The following is a 17,955-nucleotide window of genomic DNA, read 5'->3' as shown; positions in this document are numbered from 1 at the left end:
TCGATGAAAATCGAAATGTTAATATTCTACAATAAATAAGGAAGAACCTATGAATAGGAGGAGAAATAGATGAAAAAAATGGCTCAGGTTCCAAACACAGAAATTATTAACGGTGATATAATGTTAGACTTTGGAGAAGAAGTCCCGATTGTTGGAATAGAGTTTGAAGGAGAAACTGTAAGGAAAATTGAACTGATTGCTAATAAAGTACACATTAGGAAGTTACTACTGATGGAAAGACTTATTATTCTTTTAGACTGAATGATAAATAATGAGAAAGTCAATTCCTCATCCTAATGAATCAATAGTGTTTCATTTTTCGGATACTAATTGTGAAGATTTTTTAGGTATAGACCTTTTTGATTCTAAGTCTTATTCCGAGCAGTACCTAATTGGTAAATAAATAGTTCTTCTTTTACTAACGGGTGCCTGTGCGGCCGAGCCTAGGTCGTATCATATAGCGGGTGGATTCCCGTCGAGTAAGAACTAGCCATTCGTTCGTAGCGAGTCTTGGAGGGCTAAAGGTAACGTTAGTCTTTAAGCGTAGACAGTTAGGTGGCGGGCCGAAAGCCAAATGGTTGAAGGGATTGAGCTCCATAATATTAGTAAATCGAGAGGGCTGATGCTTTACGCACAGCAGAAAGCTATATTTTATCCTTCGTTAAGGGCAAGATGGATAAAACCTCTCTGGGGTCAGAGACCTTGGCACGTTATACACATCGATATGATACGGCAACTCGGGAGACCCTACCGATCCGTGTAGGGAGTGGGGTAGCAGCGTAGTACCAATGAAGTTGGGTAATGCCGATGGAGGAAAGGCTGGCTACCAGTTATCGCCCTTACTAGGGAAACATTTACTACACTCAGAGGCAGGGATAAATGGAAAAACGACTAAGGATAGCAGAATTAGCAAAATCTGAATCTGAGAGATTAGCTACATTTTGTGAATGGTAACGAGGAGGAGCCGTGTGCGTGAATAGCGCAAGCACGGTTCTGTGAGGTTCCCTTCTACTCGACTAGCGTCATAAGAAGACCGCCAATTGGCAGCCTTTTGAACGTGCGATTCTTTACATAATCATACGTTCACTACAATAAACAAAATTACAGTCAAAAATAATCCCTTAAAATTTTTCTTTACTACGGCTTGTGCTCGGTCGGCAGTTGCGACGAAACTTTAAAAAAATATCACTATTCTCCCATTTCCGAAATCAATGAGAGAATAGTGATTTTAAAAATCCTTCACCTGGTCATTGGCGATCTCCCGTTATTTGATTTCGATTGCCGAAGCCTTATTGTCCCAATCCGAAGCCATATTAGCAGTTTTACCATACCAATCGGAGTGTCTAAAGGAAACTCCTCTGCCATACCCTTGAGATGAAGTATGCTCCCACAGCGTCGTCGAATAGCTTGAAGAAGGTGACGCCGTACTTAAGGAGGAAATTCTGTCATTCCAGCTGGAAGACAAGTTTGTAAAACCGTCTCTCCAATAAATATAATTCCCACCTTTATTTTTATACTCATAGAAATCGGTACAACAAGAACCGCTGCCCATGGTAGTGACTTTGTTTTGAAGTCTCTGTTTATCTTTTTCGATAAATGCCAGCAAAGTTTCCCTGCTCGTAAATCCATATGCCAACCAATCGCCCTCGTTATTCTGTTTAGGAAGAACCATTGTTACTTTTATTTCTTTGTTAGATATGTTACTCACTTTGGCCTGGGAATCCACATCTTTTCCATCTACATTTAAATAATGGAACGATTTAATCGTATAATCCTTTTCTGCATTCGTCTCGGCCTTCGATACTGGTGTAAATCCCATGGCAACGAAAAGACAACATATTATTACGGAAAGACAAAGTTTTATTCGCAATTTCTCCACTCCCATATTATTGAAATTTAGATACTTTGACCGGAAAAAGTGGAAGTTGACAGCCCCTGCGTAAAATCTTGACGGAATATCCGATACCGGCTTGTATACGAATGGCTGAATTCCACTTTTATTAATATTCCCTCCTTCCGGCTTCGCTCCCCAGCCGTTTATACGAAATGTGTCAAAGGATGATTCTCCTCTAGCCTACAGTGTATATTATTTCCATGCAAGGATATATTTTACTATATCGTTAATTTATCAGGAGGTAAATTCTCTTATTTTCAAAAGTGTTTTTTAAAGTATTTCACCATAACCAAGGAGTTATATAAAACTACTCTATATGGGTACCGCCAAGGGTCCTACCAAAAAAAACGAAAAACATACGCTAAGCAAATTTCGAAATAAAGAAAGCCGATTTTCCCACACTAAGGAAATATCAGCTTTTATTCGTTAAATCACTTATACAATAATTCGTTAATTTCTTTTTTCTAGTTCGAATGAAATATAATACTACACTGGGTTCCTAGTTGAGGTTTACTATCTATGTGAAGATCTCCGCCATGAGCTATAATAATTTGTCTTGCAATAGCCAGCCCTAATCCAGTTCCAGAATTATTAGAAGATACATCGATTGTCGGTTACAAAAAGTTTAACTGAGGTGAAGGGGAGGACTTTTTATTAATATCAATGGGCGGTGAAAGAATGGGAAATACCATTTATCTTATTGAACTCCATCAGTTTGATACGAATATCTCTCGAATGCTCACTTATTCGCAGGATTTCATAACCCTTGTAATTGGATTTCCGGGTAATTGAAATGAGGTCAGATCATTTTGGCTTCATGAAGGCATAGGAGTCAGCGCCGCTCCATATTTTACCATGCAATGTACATCTCCACACCGTCCCTGGAGGCTTTCCCTCCCGTGGGTCAATTGCCCTCTCATTCCTTCGTCATGCCTATCCAAGGGGTGGAGGCCAGTTATGCTAACCTGATGGGTCACAGTGCTCTTTTGTTCAAGAAACCTTGTACTCTGTACATATTTGAAATTTACGAATAAGAAAACATTAAAAATTAAAGTAGTTAATCTAACCAACATTTTAGATAACAATACAAAAAGGGCCACCCAAAAGTTCATGAGTGGCACCTTGGAAAATTGAAATGATCTGACTTCCTTTGGTAAGAAATGACTCTGTCTTTGTCTTTTAGCTTTTTCTGAATCATTTAATCGGAGGATAGTGGAAAATGGTGGATTAGTTGGCTATAAAAACATCCCATTAGCGAGCACAATTCCTTCTCTAATATTCCTGTCCTTCTTTCGATTTTAGAAAAGAAACAACTGATTCATCTAATAATTTTTCCCGATTTGGATCTTCATTGACATCTGTATCCACTTCCATTTCTTGTTTAAGTATGCCGAAAGGATCATCTTCTGTATTTAATCGACTGTCCCGGCTTTTATGTTGGACTGGATTATGGTCATTATTTTTTTGATTTGGCATATAAACTCCTTCTTTAACATGTATTTTTTATTTTAGTATGAACAATTGATCCAAAATAAAATCCAATATTTTTTATGGATTATTTTAAATTTCAATCACGAACTGGGACCTGTAATTAAAAATCTTCCGCTATCTTGTTGTTCTTGATGAAAGGTTGAAACAGCATTCAAATTGTAAATCCTAAATTGCTTTTGGTGTAGTTGATTGAATATTGAAAATACTGTAGTGTTGATTTGTGGAAAATAATTCCGAAACATTATTTTCTATTCAAAACAAACACTCGGAAGGAGGCTGGGACAGATTCCCCAGAGTAAAGTCAAATAATTTAAGGAGGATTTTGCTATGAAGAAAAGAATAAGGAATACCTCTATTAGTTTTTTGTTGGTAGTTTCAATCATACTATCATTACCATTATTACTTCCTTCTTTTGGCCAATCTGCTGGAATGCAATCGGATTTTAAAGTAACTCTATTAGGAACAGGTTCTCCTATTTTAAGTACATCCCGGTCCGGTCCCGCTACCCTTGTGGAAGTTGGTAATGAAAAGCTCCTCTTTGATGCAGGACGTGGAACTGCTTTGCAATTATATAAAGCGAATATGTTACCAGGCAGTATTGACAAGTTATTCCTTTCACACTTGCATTCGGATCATACGATTGGCATCCCAGACATATGGCTTACAGGTTCTTTGCCAACAGGTGGGAAAAGAGAGCTAGCCTTTAACATTTGGGGACCTAAGGGAACAAAGAAAATGATGTTACATATGAATAAAGCTTATAAAGCCGATTTGGATGCAAGGGAAGACTATGGAAATGGAAACGTTGAAGGAGCAAGTATTATAGCACATGATATCAAGGAAGGCGTTGTGTATCAACAAAAGGGAATAGAGGTAATAGCTTTCAAGGTTGACCATAAATCAATTGATCCTGCTTTTGGTTATCGGGTTAATTACAAAGGACATTCAGTAGTTATCTCAGGTGACACCCGTTATAATGAAAATCTAATTCAATTTGCTAAAGGTGCTGACGTAGTCATTCATGAGGTTGCAGCCGCAAGACCTGATAATGAATCAGAATCAATATCCAATATTCTTGACCTTCACACTACACCCGAGGAAGCAGGTAAAGTCTTTAGCCAAATACAACCAAAGCTTACTGTGTATTCACATATTGTATTATTAGGTGGATTAACAGAAGAAAAAGCTAATTTGCCCGGAAGAACAAAAGAAACATATGAAGGAACAGTTGTAGTAGGTGAGGATTTGCTGTCTATTGAAATTGGCGATAAGGTACAAGTGCTGCACCCGTGAAACGATGAGCACTCAGGGAAAAAATAATAGACGAGCTTCAGCCAATGCAATAAGCGTTTGGAACTGTGCTACCGTAAACATTTTGACATATAACCCAGGCTAAGACACTTTCAATAAAAAAACCGATATCCCTAGCGCAACGGCTCATGAATATCATGATATAAGGGCCTAAAAGTCCGCATCGAGTAAAAGCTTCTAACCCCTTGACGCATAAAAACCCCTTGCCCAAAATGGACAGGGGATCTTTGTTTAAAGGCAAAGTATAATACAAGTTTAAGAGTTTCCAGCTCGAAATGTACTTTGAAAAATCATATTAAGGCAATCTTGGCCTTTATTATTCAAATGGCGCCTCGTTATTAAGCTAAACTATCTGCTAATCGGTTTTCTTTCCAAATGACTGTAATACCTAGGCCAATGACCATAATGACAGCAGCAAAAAGATAAGGATAGTGGATGTTTACGTCAAATAGTATTCCTCCCATTGCTGGTCCGAAGATATTCCCTAAGCTCGTATAGGTTGAGTTCATTCCAGCAACAAACCCTTGCTCTTTCCCGGCGGCTTTTGATAAAAATGTCGTCAATGCCGGACGAAGTAAGTCAAATGCAAGAAAGATGAAGCTAGTTACCACCAGTACTGCCAAATAGCTAGATATCAATGTGGAAGCCACCGCGAATATTGCCCCGATGACTAAACATAATTGAATCAGCTTCTTTTCACCAAGGATATCTACCAGTTTTCCAAACATAAATACTTGCACAACAACTCCGAAGATTGAGCTAATTGTAATGATAGTTGCAATATCCTTCGGCGTGAAGCCAAATTTATGATCAGAAAATAGGCTGAAAACAGTTTCATATGCTGATAAACCAAAAGCGAGTACAAATACGATGATAAACGCAATAAAGTAAAGCGGGTTAAGTGATCTTTTTAAATCGTCTATAAAGTTTGTTTCTTTTGTATTAGAAGAAACTTCTGCAAGCTGTTCCTTTGTTAGCGGTTCTTTTAACATAAATATTGATGCAAGGCATGCTAAAAAAGCAATGGCTGCCGCAAGAAAGAATGGCAAACGTATACCATATTCCGCAATAAAACCACCGATACCAGGTCCTATAATAAAGCCCAAGCTAATGGCGGCCGAAATATACCCCATTGCTTTTGGCCGTTCCTGAACTGATGTAATATCTGCAACATATGCAGTAACACCTGGCATAATAAAGGCGGCACTAATTCCCCCTAGGATCCTTGATATATATAACACGGATACGTTCGTGCCTATACCAAAGATAAGTTCTGAAACACCAAAAAGGAATAAGCCGATAATGATGATTTTCTTTCTGCCGTAACGGTCGACCCAACGACCTGCGAATGGTGACATAACAAGTTGTGATACTGCAAATACGGCAACAAGATAGCCCATCGTACTTCCTGATAAATGCATGATATTCATAAACGATGGCATTACGGGGATGATGAGTCCAATTCCTAGAAAGGCAATGAATATATTGCTTAGAAGAATAATTAATATCGCCTTTTGTTCATTAATTGGTTTATTCATGTATTAACACCTCTTTCTATGTGAATCATTTTTGTGAAATACCTCTCCAAAATACTTTCCAAGAGGATGCTAATTTATCGTTCAGCCGTTTCTCATCATTGCCGTATACAAGCTCCAGCATAATGGAATCCACTACTCCTAAGAATGCAAAGGTCGGCGTAATTGCTGCTTCTTCGACGATTAATTTAGCATTGATCCAATCCTGAAATTTTCTTTCCAATATCGCCTGCACCTTTTCCTCGATATCCATGACTTCCTGTCCGATTGCTTTTTCAAGATGGGCTGGCGGAAAAAAGGACATACGCAGCCAAAACTTTAAATGCTCATTTTTTTGAAAGAGATCGATGATCAATTGTAGAAATCCGTATAAATCTTTTTCTGGATTTTTTGAATCAACTTTACTGAAATATTGGAGTTTTGAAGATAGCTCCGCCTCTTTCGCATCACGTAAAACTTTCAGAAAAAGATCATCCTTGCCTTTAAAATGGGCGTAAATGGATTGCTTTTTCATGCCGACTTCTTCAGCTATTAGAGATAGGGATGCTCCTTCATAACCATGGATCGTAAAATATTTTAAAGCTGCTACCTTAATTTCATCACTTTTCAATAATATCACCTCTAATTTAACGAACGTTCGTCAGTTATATTAGCAAATTAAATAAATATAAGCAAGCGGTTTAGTTTATAGGAGGGTATTAAGCAACACTGTGGTGTGGAAAAAACCTCCATAATCAAGCGATTTTTTTGAATGAAAGGTGCACAAAAGTAATCAAACTGTTTTTTTATAATTGAATACTTTTTTCATATAACAGAGGGTGCTGCGGCCGCTCTCGGGGCAGTTTATAGTTCTTTAAAGTGCTGTGAAGGTCACCTCTTTTTATGGAACTAAAGTGGAAGTTTAAAAAGAAGTGATAAAATAAGGGGAATTAGTTGTGAGGTATAAGAAATGAATACCACTTTAGAAGGGTTCTTGGAGTTAAAAGAAATATTAAACTCGTTCAACAGACTCGAAAAAGATTATAATTGGCTACTTACAGATTTAGATTGGTCATACGAAGAAAATTGCCTTGATTACTTTGGAAGATTATCGGATTTTTGACGACCTTCATAATAACTTCTGGATTACAGGTGAAAATCTAAAGAAACTTGCTAATAATAAAGATTTTTATTTTATTTGGGGTGTATTTTCGGCATTTGATAAAAACGAGAAAAATGATTTAGATGACATTAAAGTAGAACCATATGCAGACGGCAATCCAAACCTTTGGGGGGAAACTCCAAATATCCAACATCCTAAGGCAAAAGTTGAATTGGTTTTGTGGGACTCTTCAGCAATTCTCCTTCTTAGTAAAGATAATGATTTATCAAGAAAATTCAGAAATACTTTTGAAGGTTGGAGAGATTTAAATTACTATAATCAGTCGTAAAACCTTATCCACTATACAGAACAATTAAGCCGTTTCCATTTCTGGGAAAATGGTTTTTTGTGGTAATATATGCAGGAATAGAATAATAAGGAGGGTAACTATGGAAGGGTTGGAAATTTACGATTTTTTAAGATTAGTTTTCATTACTTTAATAATTAGTTTATTTATAATTTCCATTATTTTATTGGCTAAGAAACGTCGCAACCTTGTTAATGGATTCACTGTTAGTATCATTTCAATAATGTCAATAATTGTTTCAAGTATTAATCTTATTATTATGGGATACATAGCTGATGAATTAAATTTAGCAGGGGACGTTATTTCCTTATATATGTTTCTTATAATTTTAGGGTTAAGTATATTTAATTTGTTTATTTACTTTAAAAAAACAGTAATATTAGTGCCTAATAAATAAATTTTGTTCTGAATATAGGATTAGTAGACTGTCGGGATGGAATATTGGTACTGTAAAGTAGCTATTGTTGTTGAATTTAATTCATTTTGGGTACAATCCTACTCTTTCTCCTGACAAAAAAGTGGTTAAATGGTCGAAACGCTAACCTTTTGACAGTTATCCTATAGGTTCCATATTTTGGCTTTTTGTTAATATAATCGCACATCTATCCCCTGCTACATATGGAAGGCATGCCTGGTATATTCTAATTACCAATTTCATAGGTTTCATAAGTGAAGACAAAACAAAAAACAGTCTAATTAAAAAGTTTGTAAGTTGTAAAGGATTGCACTTAAAGTAATGGGTCGTTAGCACCCATAAGAAGGCCGCCAATTGGCGGCCTTTTGAATGTCAAGACAGAATATATGGTCGGATAAAAATATGGATATATTATAATTTTATTTGTTTGGTCGAACAATCATTTTTTCAGATTTGATTGTTTATTTTTCATTTCATTGTTACTAAATGAAATGTTTAATGATTTCAATGATCAGATTTCAATGATCATAAGAATAGTTTTCACTCTAATCATAGCAAGTATTTGGATTGCGGGACCCTGAAATACTTCTTTTAGAAATCGCCCGATATCACCGCCCTAGATGCCATATTTAGTTCATTGAACGATAAATTATTTAACAAAGTATTTGGCGGCCTTTTGAAATGTATAATGCTTGCAATAATCATGCATTCAAATTAGAGGGGAAATCAATACGGATTTGCTCAATAAGAAAAAGTGGAAGGTAACCCAATTAATAGTATTTTTGTGTTAAAGTAGTACAGGGAATATTTATTATTGCAGAATTTTATAAATTCATTAAGAAGGAAGAAAATCTGCATGATTGTATGACTGTATTTTTAAAAGATATTTTTGGTTATAAGGAAGGGATTAAAATGGGAAAAAGAATATTAGGTAGTATGTTGCTTTTATTGCTGGGGATGGCTGGTTTTATCTTTTTACCTGGCTTAAAAGTTGAAGCGGCAGAACAAGTGCACACTGTATCCTCCCAGGAAACGGTTGAATCGATTGCAGCGAATTATGATATATCGGCAGAGCGATTAATGAAGACGAATGGTTTACCGGATGGTACGTTATATGTGGGCCAGAAGTTAATCATTCAGACGGTTTATACTCCTTCCATCTATCAATGGACAGAGAGAGGGAAACAAATTGGGAATTATGCAAAAACTTTTATAGGATTTAAAAAAGCGGCTGAAGAAGAGACACCGATAAATGGGTTCGATTCTAGCGGATTGATTTATTGGGTACTCTCCCGACAACAGGTGCCCATCGACCGTTTGTCAGTTGAAGGCTATTATAAGCAAGGAATGGTTACAGATACTCCTAAGGCTGGAGATGTTATATTTTTTCTGGAAAAGGAAAGCTCAAAAATCGTGACGGCTGGGATCTATCTGGGGGGGAATCAGTTTGTTAATTCTGGATATGGAGCAGAGACAGTTCAGGTGAGATCTATCACAGAAGAATATTTTGCACAATTCCAAGCCGAGTTTAAAACGTTTACACCTAAGGGAGAGCATGTCGTTAAAAATAATGAAACCCTTAAAAGCATTTCGGAAAATTACGGTGTATCTGTGGAAACAATCAAAAAGCGTAACGCTTTACCAACTGATAGTTTGATGCAGGGGCAGTATCTTCAAATATACAGCAGTCCCTTGTATCCATTTTATGCAAATCAAAAGGCTTCCTATGATAAAGCTCTTGATGTCATAAAGTATGCATATACTCTACGTGGATTTCCTTATGTTTTTGGTGAATATGACCCGATTATTGGAATGGATTGCAGCGGATTTATCTATTGGGTCATGAAGGAGCAGGGAATTTCCGTTAAACGAAGTTCGGCAGCGGACTACTATTCCTTGCTGCGGAAACTCAAAAATCCAAAGGCAGGGGACTTAGTATTTTTTAAAGAGTCAGATTTAAGTAAAGAGATAACCCACGTAGGTATTTATCTAGGGGATGGTCTCTTTATACATACAACAAAAAATACTGGCGTTCATATTTCTGATCTTACTTCAAGTTATTTTGAACAGAAGTTCGAAAGTTTTGGGCAAGTCCAAAACAATATGGACTAAGATAAAACGAGAGAATTAAGACTGCTTGGATTTTCTATTAATAGTTTCCCTTTAAGATCCAATGGTATCTTAAGGGGATTTTTAATGGCTTAAAAAGGGCTAAAGGTTGAGGAATAAACAAATGAAAAAAATGAGCTGTCAAGATGTATCGGTAATGAATACATTGGGGATGCAAAATGTCTACTGCTTTTTAGTACCGCAGGAAACAGGTTGACGGAGCAACCTCCCTTATTGAAGTAGTTTTTCATTTCGTTCTTATTTTTCACAAATAATACCTGTTTTCGAATACCCCAAATCTATTATGGAAATTTGGTTTCCCTACTTCTTCAAAGTGTCTATGCCACTTAAAGCAGGATTCATGGAATCCATCCTACAATTTCTAAAATCGTCAAGATAATCTCAAAGACAATTAAAATGACAATGATCCATTCAACGAATAGCCCCCTTATCGAATGGCTGATGTTAGAAAACCCATCCATAATGTTATATAAAATTTCTGTTTTACTTTTCAAGATTTTATACCGATCATTCAATTCAAAAAAATTCAGCATCCTGTCATAAAATTCGCCGGCAATGCTGCTTGTCCATGTAATATCAGGTTTATCCAGAATCATGATATACGCAAGGGTATTATACTCGTGACGTACGATTTTTGCCGTCGTCCTCGCTAGTTCCTTGTTGCCGATTCTTAGCTTGCCTTTTTCCAGTCGGTCTATCATGGTTTCGAGCTTGTCATGGATTTTTCCGAGCTGTTCCTCAGTTTTTTCGAGTGCCACCGATTTTGCGAGAACAGTGGAAATTAATTCAGGGTAGAAAAATTCATATTTAGGCACCGCTACATATTCGTCGGTCAGCTTGATGTTTTCAGTTTCTCTAATGTGAAGGCTGTAATCGTCCGTATATCGATCTACATGGACGAGATCAATATCAGGCTCGAACGATTGGATATAGGTTGAAAACTCTTTTACCTCATCAGCGTGTGAGTAATTAATGAAGACAATGCTGCCAAAGGAAAAAACCAGCACCTGTTGCGATTCATTCATCTTTTTATTAAGGATGGAATTTAGAATATCACCTTTGAGGATTAAAGGCTCTTCCCAGGTGAATTTTTTAGGAATGCCGCAATGAATGGCGATTTTGTTCAAATCAATTTCATTAGTGATTGCAAATGCTTTAAAGGTAATTGGTTTCATTTATATCACTCTCTTCGGCAAATTGGTCTTCATCTGAATTTATTCCATTCCTTACAAAAACATGCTTGAAGAATTCTTGAAGGTTGTTTTTCTTACAGCTAAACCAGCTAATAGTTTTTCGATGAAAAACTTAAAAATTTCATGCTATGCTAAATTAGTGCATGCCTTCCACTGAACTATGTTTGGAAAGTTTCGTTCTATTATTTTTTATCCAAGAATGCTTGAACCTGACTTTCACCTTTTACCAAATCCAGACCAATGACTGGATTCTTCGCTATCTCCTCCTTAAAATTCAATTAACCGGTAACCCTATTTCATCCTTATGGTTAAATGAATTTTGAAGGAATGCTGTTAGTTTGTCGAGTTACTTCTCCCGGTCTTCTTTACTTGTTCCCTTAACGATGATGAAAACGTAATACTTTAGAAGAATTCTCATTTAACTTAATACATCATCTTGAAATTGATTGATTTACAATATGGGCCAATTACAATAAATTGCCCGTTTTCAAGTTAAGCTAAATGGAACATAATGATTTTTTTTATTTTTTTCCGTTTCCTCAACAATGCTGAATTCGTAATCATCTATTGTAAGTGGATCTGTTTACTTTTTTTAATTAAAAAATGCTTACAAAAGTTACATAAGCTATAAAATTTTTTGAAAATCACTTAAATTAAGGATAGCAAATAATAGGAGTCAAATAACAGGAGGTTAAAAAATGCAATCTGCAAAGAAAATGAAACCGCTTCCTTATATTGAAGAAAACGGAGATAACCAAAGCTTTTTATCCAAACTTAAAGAGGTGAAAGTAGGCGTTATTCCGCTACCTCTTTATATAGCCTTGGCGCTTATTATTTATGGTGCATCAGTATATAATCAGCTACCGCCTGATATGATTGGTGGTTTTGCCGTTATCATGGTTATGGGAATTTTACTTGGGGATATTGGGTTGAAAATTCCTATAGTGAAAGATATTGGTGGTCCGGCGATTTTAGCGCTCTTAATCCCGTCTATTATGGTATTTTATAATTTGGTTAATCCGGCTGCAATGGAAGCGGTAACAACCTTGATGAAAACATCTAACTTCCTTTACCTTTATATATCTTGTTTAGTTGCAGGCAGTATTCTTGGTATGAACCGTCAAGTATTATTACAAGGATTTACGCGTATGTTTGTTCCACTCGTGGTAGGAACGCTTGTTTCTGTTGCAGCAGGAGTTTTAGTAGGTTCATTGTTAGGATATGATCTAAAACATACATTCTTCTTTATTGTTGTACCAATTATTGGCGGAGGAATTGGAGAAGGAATCTTACCGCTTTCCCTGGCATATTCTCAAATTTTAGGTGCATCTGCTGAAACATTTGTATCCCAAATGATTCCGGCAGCTGTCATTGGAAATATCATAGCGATTATTTGTGCCGGTTTACTGAAACGTTTAGGGGAGAAAAAACCGGAACTTACTGGTAATGGTGTATTAGTGAAAACGAAAGGTGGCGACGGGATCATCCAAGAAACAAATATTAATAAACCTGTTGATTTTTCACTAATGGGTGCCGGATTATTGATTGCCTGCGGTTTCTTCATCTTCGGAAGCCTAGCGCATAAATTTCTTGGCATTCCAGGTCCTGTACTCATGATTGTAGCTGCAACACTTGTCAAATGTTTGAAAGTGATGCCTGCAAAAATGGAACAAGGCGCCTATCATTTATACAAATTTATTTCCACAAGTTTAACATGGCCTCTAATGGTTGGTTTAGGTATGCTCTATATCCCATTAGAAGATGTAGTCAAAATTATAACTCCAGCTTATGTTTTAGTTTGTTCTGTAGTTGTTATAACGATGGTAGGGACTGGGTATGTTGTTGGGAAGTTTATGAATATGTATCCAGTTGATTCAGCAATTGTAACAGGCTGTCACAGCGGTTTAGGAGGAACAGGCGATGTAGCCATTTTATCAGCTTCCAACCGTATGTCATTAATGCCGTTTGCACAAGTTTCAACAAGACTTGGCGGTGCTGCCACTGTTATATTAGCAACACTCTTAATGAAATTATTAAGTTAAAAACTATAATAAAATAGTGTGAACGGATGATAAACTAAGTTTTTTAATTCAAATGCGCCGATACCATATTGTTAAAATAACTCATTTTTGCCATAGCCAATCCGGTTCCGGAATAATGCCTTTAGAGGCAACTAAAGCGGGAGCACTTGTAGCAGGAACCGGACACTCGGGTTTCCCAAATCAGATCAATAATGTCCGCGCACTCCCTTGCATTTTGGTGGTACCTTTGACGTTCATGGGAGAACAATCAATGAGGATATGAAGCTTGTAGTTTATGCAATTGCTGGATTGAATTTCAGGACCTTTACGAGGAATATGTGATTCCAGATCTTTTTAATCGCCGAGTAGCAGCATATGTTACAGCAGCTGTTGCAAACGTCCAATGGAAACCGGTGTTTCACAAAAACATGTCAATTGGAATTGAATGCCATTAAACAGGAGTGGACTTAGTATATCCAAGCCAAATTTGTTTAAATGGAAGTTGTTCAAAAATCGATGTAAGCGTTCCCTAATTTCTGATATAAAAAGTAAAAAGACTTAATCCAAACCCTAAAGCAGATGCCCTTCTCGTCGTCTTTTATACCTAGTCAATCATTTTAGTATATTTTTTCATATAAACCACTAGTAAGAAAGGAGAGAAGTAAATGTTCTTAAAAGAATTATCAAAAAATTGCTTAATGACCATTACCTATTATCAGAATGAATCGTTACAAATATGTAAGGGCCGTATTTGTAACCTTGATTTACATCAACAAACCCTGTCTTTAAAAGTTGAACAGCAAAAGGTTCTGACCATTCGTTTATCCGGTATTAAGGAAATTCATGAATCGCTTTAATTTCTGGTTCGAATTTTAAAGCTTGGAAATGAAATTGTTTGATTCTTTTAGAATCATTAACGACGCAACCAACTCAATAATCCCCAAATGGTAAAAAGGGGATTGAAAAAGTCGATTTAAAGTAAAAGGAGGCAAATCATCTGCCGTATGTAGATGATTCGCCTCTTTTTATTTTTAGTTATAGGCTCTTTTCGTATAGATTGTTGTTTTTAAAACGAAACTATTTAAGGTTGATTGGAGCGGAAGTGCGAGACTCCTGCGGGAGCAGCGGGACAGGTGAGACCCCACAAGCGTTTACGCCGAGGATGCTCACCGCCCGCACCAAGGAAAGCGAGCATCTGGAGGGGAAGTCACCCACAACTCACTACCTGGTAAATAGCAACAAAGTATGTGAAAACAGCCTAGTTATAAGACTTATAAATCTTTAGGTTTTACCACTTTTGTATTATTTTGCTGGTGGGTATACTAATATGATTGAAGCTATAGGCCAATTAGGTATGGCTAACAAAAAAATATTCAGGATTATGAAAATGCTGGTAAATGACAGCTTGCAAAGGGATACAGTGCCATGGGTTCTAAGAGAGTGGGGAGAGAAATTATGAAAGGAAGAAAATGGAGCCTACAAGTGACAATAACGATATTGGTTTGTAGTGTAGTAGCTCTTTCATTGCTCGTGACTGATTTACTAATCAGTAGAACAATAGCGGCGAGCATAGAAAAGGATCAGGAAGAAAAAGCAACAAATGTGGCGCGTATGGTAGCACATTCACAACTTGTAACGGAAACTTTGGGTAAGCAAGAAAAGGAAAGTTCTATTCAAGAGTTTGCAGAGGAAACACGCCGTCTTACTAATGTACAATTTGTTGTGGTGATGGATATGAATAAAATCCGTAAGTCGCATCCCGATCCTGCCAAGATAGGAAAGCAATTCGTCGGCGGGGATGAGACGATTGCCTTACATGGAAAAGAACATATTTCTGTATCAAAGGGCACTTTAGGGACATCCCTTCGTTCCTTTACACCAATTTTCGACCGTAAGGGTAAGCAACTAGGTGTTGTAGCGGTAGGTATTTCCTTAAATGACGTTCAAAAAGCTGTAAGTCAAGGTCGAAAAAATACCTATACGGGAACCTTATTTGGAATAGCAGCGGGCATCTTAGGTGCTATACTATTGGCAAGGTATGTCAGGAGAATTCTTTTTGGTCTGGAGCCCTTTGCTATAGCTAAGTTATTTCAAGAGCGAGATGCTATCTTGCAATCAGTAAGGGAGGGAATTATAGCCGTTGACCAGGAGTCCCGGATTACAATGGTAAACAAAACGGCTTTACGTTTATTCAATAAGGCAGGGTTAACTCAAGAACCGTTGGGAATGAAACTGGAAGAATACTTGTCGAACTCAAGACTGTGCAGGATATTGGAGACCGGGAAAACAGAGTTAGACGAAGAGATGGTTTTAAACGGTATCACTTTGGTGGTAAACCGTGTGCCGATTTTTTTAAATGACAAGATAGTGGGAGCAGTTTCGACATTCCGTGATAAAACAGAAATTCAACAACTCGCTGAACAATTGACTGGGGTACGTTCGTATGCAGAGGCGCTCCGTGCTCAATCTCATGAGTTTATGAATAAGCTGCATGTTATTTTAGGAATGTCACATATGGGTTATCATGATAAAATGACAAATTATATAAAGGAATTGGTAAATCATCGAAACAATGAAATTGATGCTATAACCAGAAATATAAAAGATCCTGTCCTGGCAGGATTTCTGATAGGAAAATTAAGTCATGCTCGTGAAGCCGATGCGGAGTTAAATATAACGAGCGAACGTCAAGTGCCTGAGCCGCTTAATTCTTATATGTCCCACGAGCTAATTACAATATTGGGGAATTTAATCGACAATGCTCTAGAATCACTAACAAGCTGTCCGCGTAAGCAAATAGAAGTGCATTTTGATTACGGAGATGATATCTTAACAATCGAAGTAAAGGACACCGGAGTCGGGATGGAAAAGGGAACGCAAGATTATATGTTCGAAAGAGGATTTTCTACTAAGGGAAAAGAAAGGGGATTAGGACTTTTTTTAGTCAATCAAAGCCTGGAAAGGCTTGGTGGAGATTTAGAAATCTCCTCTAAGCCATCTCAAGGAACGAGATTTGTTGTTTATATACCATATGATTGCAAGGGTGATACAGAATGATACGTGTGCTCATCGTAGAGGACGATCCGATGGTAGCGGAGTTTAACAAACGCTATCTGGAGCAAGTAGAAGGATTTCAGCTAGTGTCTGTTGTTTCTTCTGTAAATGAAGCTTTAAACCTATTGGAGAAACAGACAATCGATTTAATTTTACTAGATATTTTTATACCTGGGATGAATGGATTGGATTTGTTGTTGCTTATAAGGGAAACAGGGATGAAAGCAGATGTAATTTTTATTACAGCTGCTTCGGATATGAATAGGATTCAAACAGCACTGCGGTACGGAGCAGTTGATTACTTAATTAAGCCCTTTGAATTTGACCGATTTAATGAAGCTTTATCAGCCTATCGAGAGAAATTCATGTTTATGAAAAATCAGCATGTATTAAGTCAAAAGGAGTTAGATCGGCAAATCCTTCGCAAGAATCCAAGAGTAATGGCAGAAGAACTGCCGAAAGGATTGACACAAGGTACGTTACAAATAATATGGGAAACAGCACAAAGCATGGGTGGGTCTCCGTTTTCAACTGAAGAGATCGCAGGCCGTGTCGGCATCTCAAGGGTATCGGTAAGAAAGTATTTAAAATTTTTGAGTGACATGGATGCTCTTTATGTTCAAGTTCATTATGGAACCATAGGGAGACCGATTTACCAATATAAGTATAATGAAGCAAAAGAAAATATAATTAAAAAATTCCTTTAAGCGGTCAATATTGGCCGCTTGCTTTTTTGGTTAACATTGGGATATTTTGATATAATAGGGTGCCGAATGGACTCATTTAATATACGGGAATCAGGGGTAAAGAATCGGTGGACCGTGAAAGACAGAATAACCGAATCCAAAAGGTGCTTGAAGGTGCAAATATCAAATTAGGCTCTGTCGTAGCATTGCAAGGTCAGTGTCATCGAGGACAGATTAACTCACGACTTCGAGCAGATGGTTTTGAACCTGTTAATATTGACATTATTCTTTTGTGAGATAGATGTATTCGGGGTAGCCTTGTTAAATATTAGTTTATGATATATGCGTCTATGTTCCCCTAACAGGACGTTCGTATTATAAGCTCGGCCATAACAAGCGAAGCTAAGACACTACATGGAGTACTAGGGCTGCTGGTTAATTAGTAGCGGAGAAAAAATAATGAATTCAGGTAGTTTGTCTGGATGTGGATTTAGAACCTCATAAGATTAGAGGAAATCATTTTTAGACCTTCGGAATTTGACAAGGCAACAGGAAATCGTAACAAATATGTATGTGGAAGCTAAACTTCAGTTTCATCCCACTTTAGATCAAGTGTTTCCTGAATATCGGAAAGTTTTTGGCGATTATATTCAAGGGCTTCTTTATTGATATAAAAGTACTTCTTTATCCATACTATTCCTCCTTCAAAATTGATACATACTTTATAAATAATCATGCTTATAGCAAATCAACTTTTATATTCAATACATGGAAACA

The 17,955-nt window shown here is 37.0% G+C and carries 16 protein-coding genes and 1 pseudogene; 11 read left to right on the top strand and 6 right to left on the bottom strand.

Annotation, left to right across the window (positions count from 1 at the left end):
- Positions 1–69: 69 nt before the first annotated feature.
- Positions 70–261, top strand: coding sequence for a hypothetical protein (locus UP17_RS14730; protein WP_061463740.1), 192 nt, complete (start codon positions 70–72; stop codon positions 259–261).
- A gap of 1,003 nt (positions 262–1,264) precedes the next feature.
- On the opposite strand, the gene UP17_RS14720 is transcribed toward UP17_RS14730, so the two are convergent.
- The 3 genes from UP17_RS14720 to UP17_RS14710 form a co-directional block, all read right to left on the bottom strand.
- A complete protein-coding gene (locus UP17_RS14720; protein WP_061466121.1) occupies positions 1,265–1,819 on the bottom strand; it encodes a hypothetical protein in 555 nt (184 codons plus the stop codon).
- A 539-nt stretch (positions 1,820–2,358) separates the two neighbouring features.
- Entirely contained in the window at positions 2,359–2,502 is a 144-nt protein-coding gene (locus UP17_RS29305; RefSeq protein WP_081109015.1) for an ATP-binding protein, read from the bottom strand.
- Positions 2,503–3,166: 664 nt separating this feature from the next.
- Positions 3,167–3,370: a hypothetical protein gene (locus UP17_RS14710; protein WP_061463734.1), complete on the bottom strand. Its 204-nt coding sequence runs from the start codon at positions 3,368–3,370 to the stop codon at positions 3,167–3,169.
- Positions 3,371–3,712: 342 nt separating this feature from the next.
- Between UP17_RS14710 and UP17_RS14705 the strand changes: the two genes are divergently transcribed.
- Positions 3,713–4,678, top strand: coding sequence for an MBL fold metallo-hydrolase (locus UP17_RS14705; protein WP_155727333.1), 966 nt, complete (start codon positions 3,713–3,715; stop codon positions 4,676–4,678).
- 356 nt (positions 4,679–5,034) lie between these two features.
- On the opposite strand, the gene UP17_RS14700 is transcribed toward UP17_RS14705, so the two are convergent.
- Entirely contained in the window at positions 5,035–6,234 is a 1,200-nt protein-coding gene (locus tag UP17_RS14700; RefSeq protein WP_061463731.1) for an MFS transporter, read from the bottom strand.
- A 25-nt stretch (positions 6,235–6,259) separates the two neighbouring features.
- Positions 6,260–6,850 carry a TetR/AcrR family transcriptional regulator gene (locus UP17_RS14695; protein ID WP_349817573.1) on the bottom strand — a complete coding sequence of 197 codons (591 nt, stop codon included), beginning with the start codon at positions 6,848–6,850 and terminating at the stop codon, positions 6,260–6,262.
- A gap of 451 nt (positions 6,851–7,301) precedes the next feature.
- Between UP17_RS14695 and UP17_RS14690 the strand changes: the two genes are divergently transcribed.
- From UP17_RS14690 to UP17_RS14680, 3 genes are all read left to right on the top strand, one after another.
- Complete coding sequence (locus UP17_RS14690) at positions 7,302–7,661, top strand: hypothetical protein (protein WP_250211676.1); 360 nt, start codon at positions 7,302–7,304, stop codon at positions 7,659–7,661.
- A 100-nt stretch (positions 7,662–7,761) separates the two neighbouring features.
- Positions 7,762–8,076 carry a hypothetical protein gene (locus UP17_RS14685; protein WP_061463727.1) on the top strand — a complete coding sequence of 105 codons (315 nt, stop codon included), beginning with the start codon at positions 7,762–7,764 and terminating at the stop codon, positions 8,074–8,076.
- A gap of 930 nt (positions 8,077–9,006) precedes the next feature.
- Entirely contained in the window at positions 9,007–10,206 is a 1,200-nt protein-coding gene (locus UP17_RS14680) for a C40 family peptidase (protein ID WP_167555986.1), read from the top strand.
- Positions 10,207–10,562: 356 nt separating this feature from the next.
- Here UP17_RS14680 and UP17_RS14675 read toward each other — a convergent pair whose 3' ends face one another.
- Positions 10,563–11,399 (bottom strand): RMD1 family protein, encoded by an 837-nt coding sequence (locus UP17_RS14675; protein ID WP_061463722.1) that lies wholly within the window; start codon positions 11,397–11,399, stop codon positions 10,563–10,565.
- Positions 11,400–12,115: 716 nt separating this feature from the next.
- Between UP17_RS14675 and UP17_RS14670 the strand changes: the two genes are divergently transcribed.
- The 6 genes and pseudogenes from UP17_RS14670 to UP17_RS29745 form a co-directional block, all read left to right on the top strand.
- Entirely contained in the window at positions 12,116–13,459 is a 1,344-nt protein-coding gene (locus UP17_RS14670) for a 2-hydroxycarboxylate transporter family protein (protein WP_061463720.1), read from the top strand.
- A gap of 644 nt (positions 13,460–14,103) precedes the next feature.
- Entirely contained in the window at positions 14,104–14,295 is a 192-nt protein-coding gene (locus tag UP17_RS14665) for a YolD-like family protein (RefSeq protein ID WP_061463718.1), read from the top strand.
- A gap of 470 nt (positions 14,296–14,765) precedes the next feature.
- A complete protein-coding gene (locus UP17_RS29300) occupies positions 14,766–14,897 on the top strand; it encodes a hypothetical protein (protein ID WP_284149532.1) in 132 nt (43 codons plus the stop codon).
- Positions 14,894–16,495 carry a DcuS/MalK family sensor histidine kinase gene (gene dcuS, locus UP17_RS14660; RefSeq protein WP_061463716.1) on the top strand — a complete coding sequence of 534 codons (1,602 nt, stop codon included), beginning with the start codon at positions 14,894–14,896 and terminating at the stop codon, positions 16,493–16,495. Before UP17_RS29300 ends, dcuS begins: the two co-directional genes overlap by 4 nt.
- Positions 16,492–17,199: a response regulator gene (locus tag UP17_RS14655; RefSeq protein ID WP_061463714.1), complete on the top strand. Its 708-nt coding sequence runs from the start codon at positions 16,492–16,494 to the stop codon at positions 17,197–17,199. Before dcuS ends, UP17_RS14655 begins: the two co-directional genes overlap by 4 nt.
- A 466-nt stretch (positions 17,200–17,665) precedes the next feature.
- Positions 17,666–17,823: pseudogene (locus tag UP17_RS29745) on the top strand (IS110 family transposase); the annotation flags it as partial.
- Between the last annotated feature and the right edge of the window lie 132 nt (positions 17,824–17,955).

Origin of the sequence: Peribacillus simplex (assembly GCF_001578185.1) — a bacterium.
GTDB lineage: Bacteria > Bacillota > Bacilli > Bacillales > DSM-1321 > Peribacillus > Peribacillus simplex_A.
The sequence above is the reverse complement of the archived record's forward strand: the minus strand, read 5'-3'. Positions and strand labels throughout refer to the sequence as shown.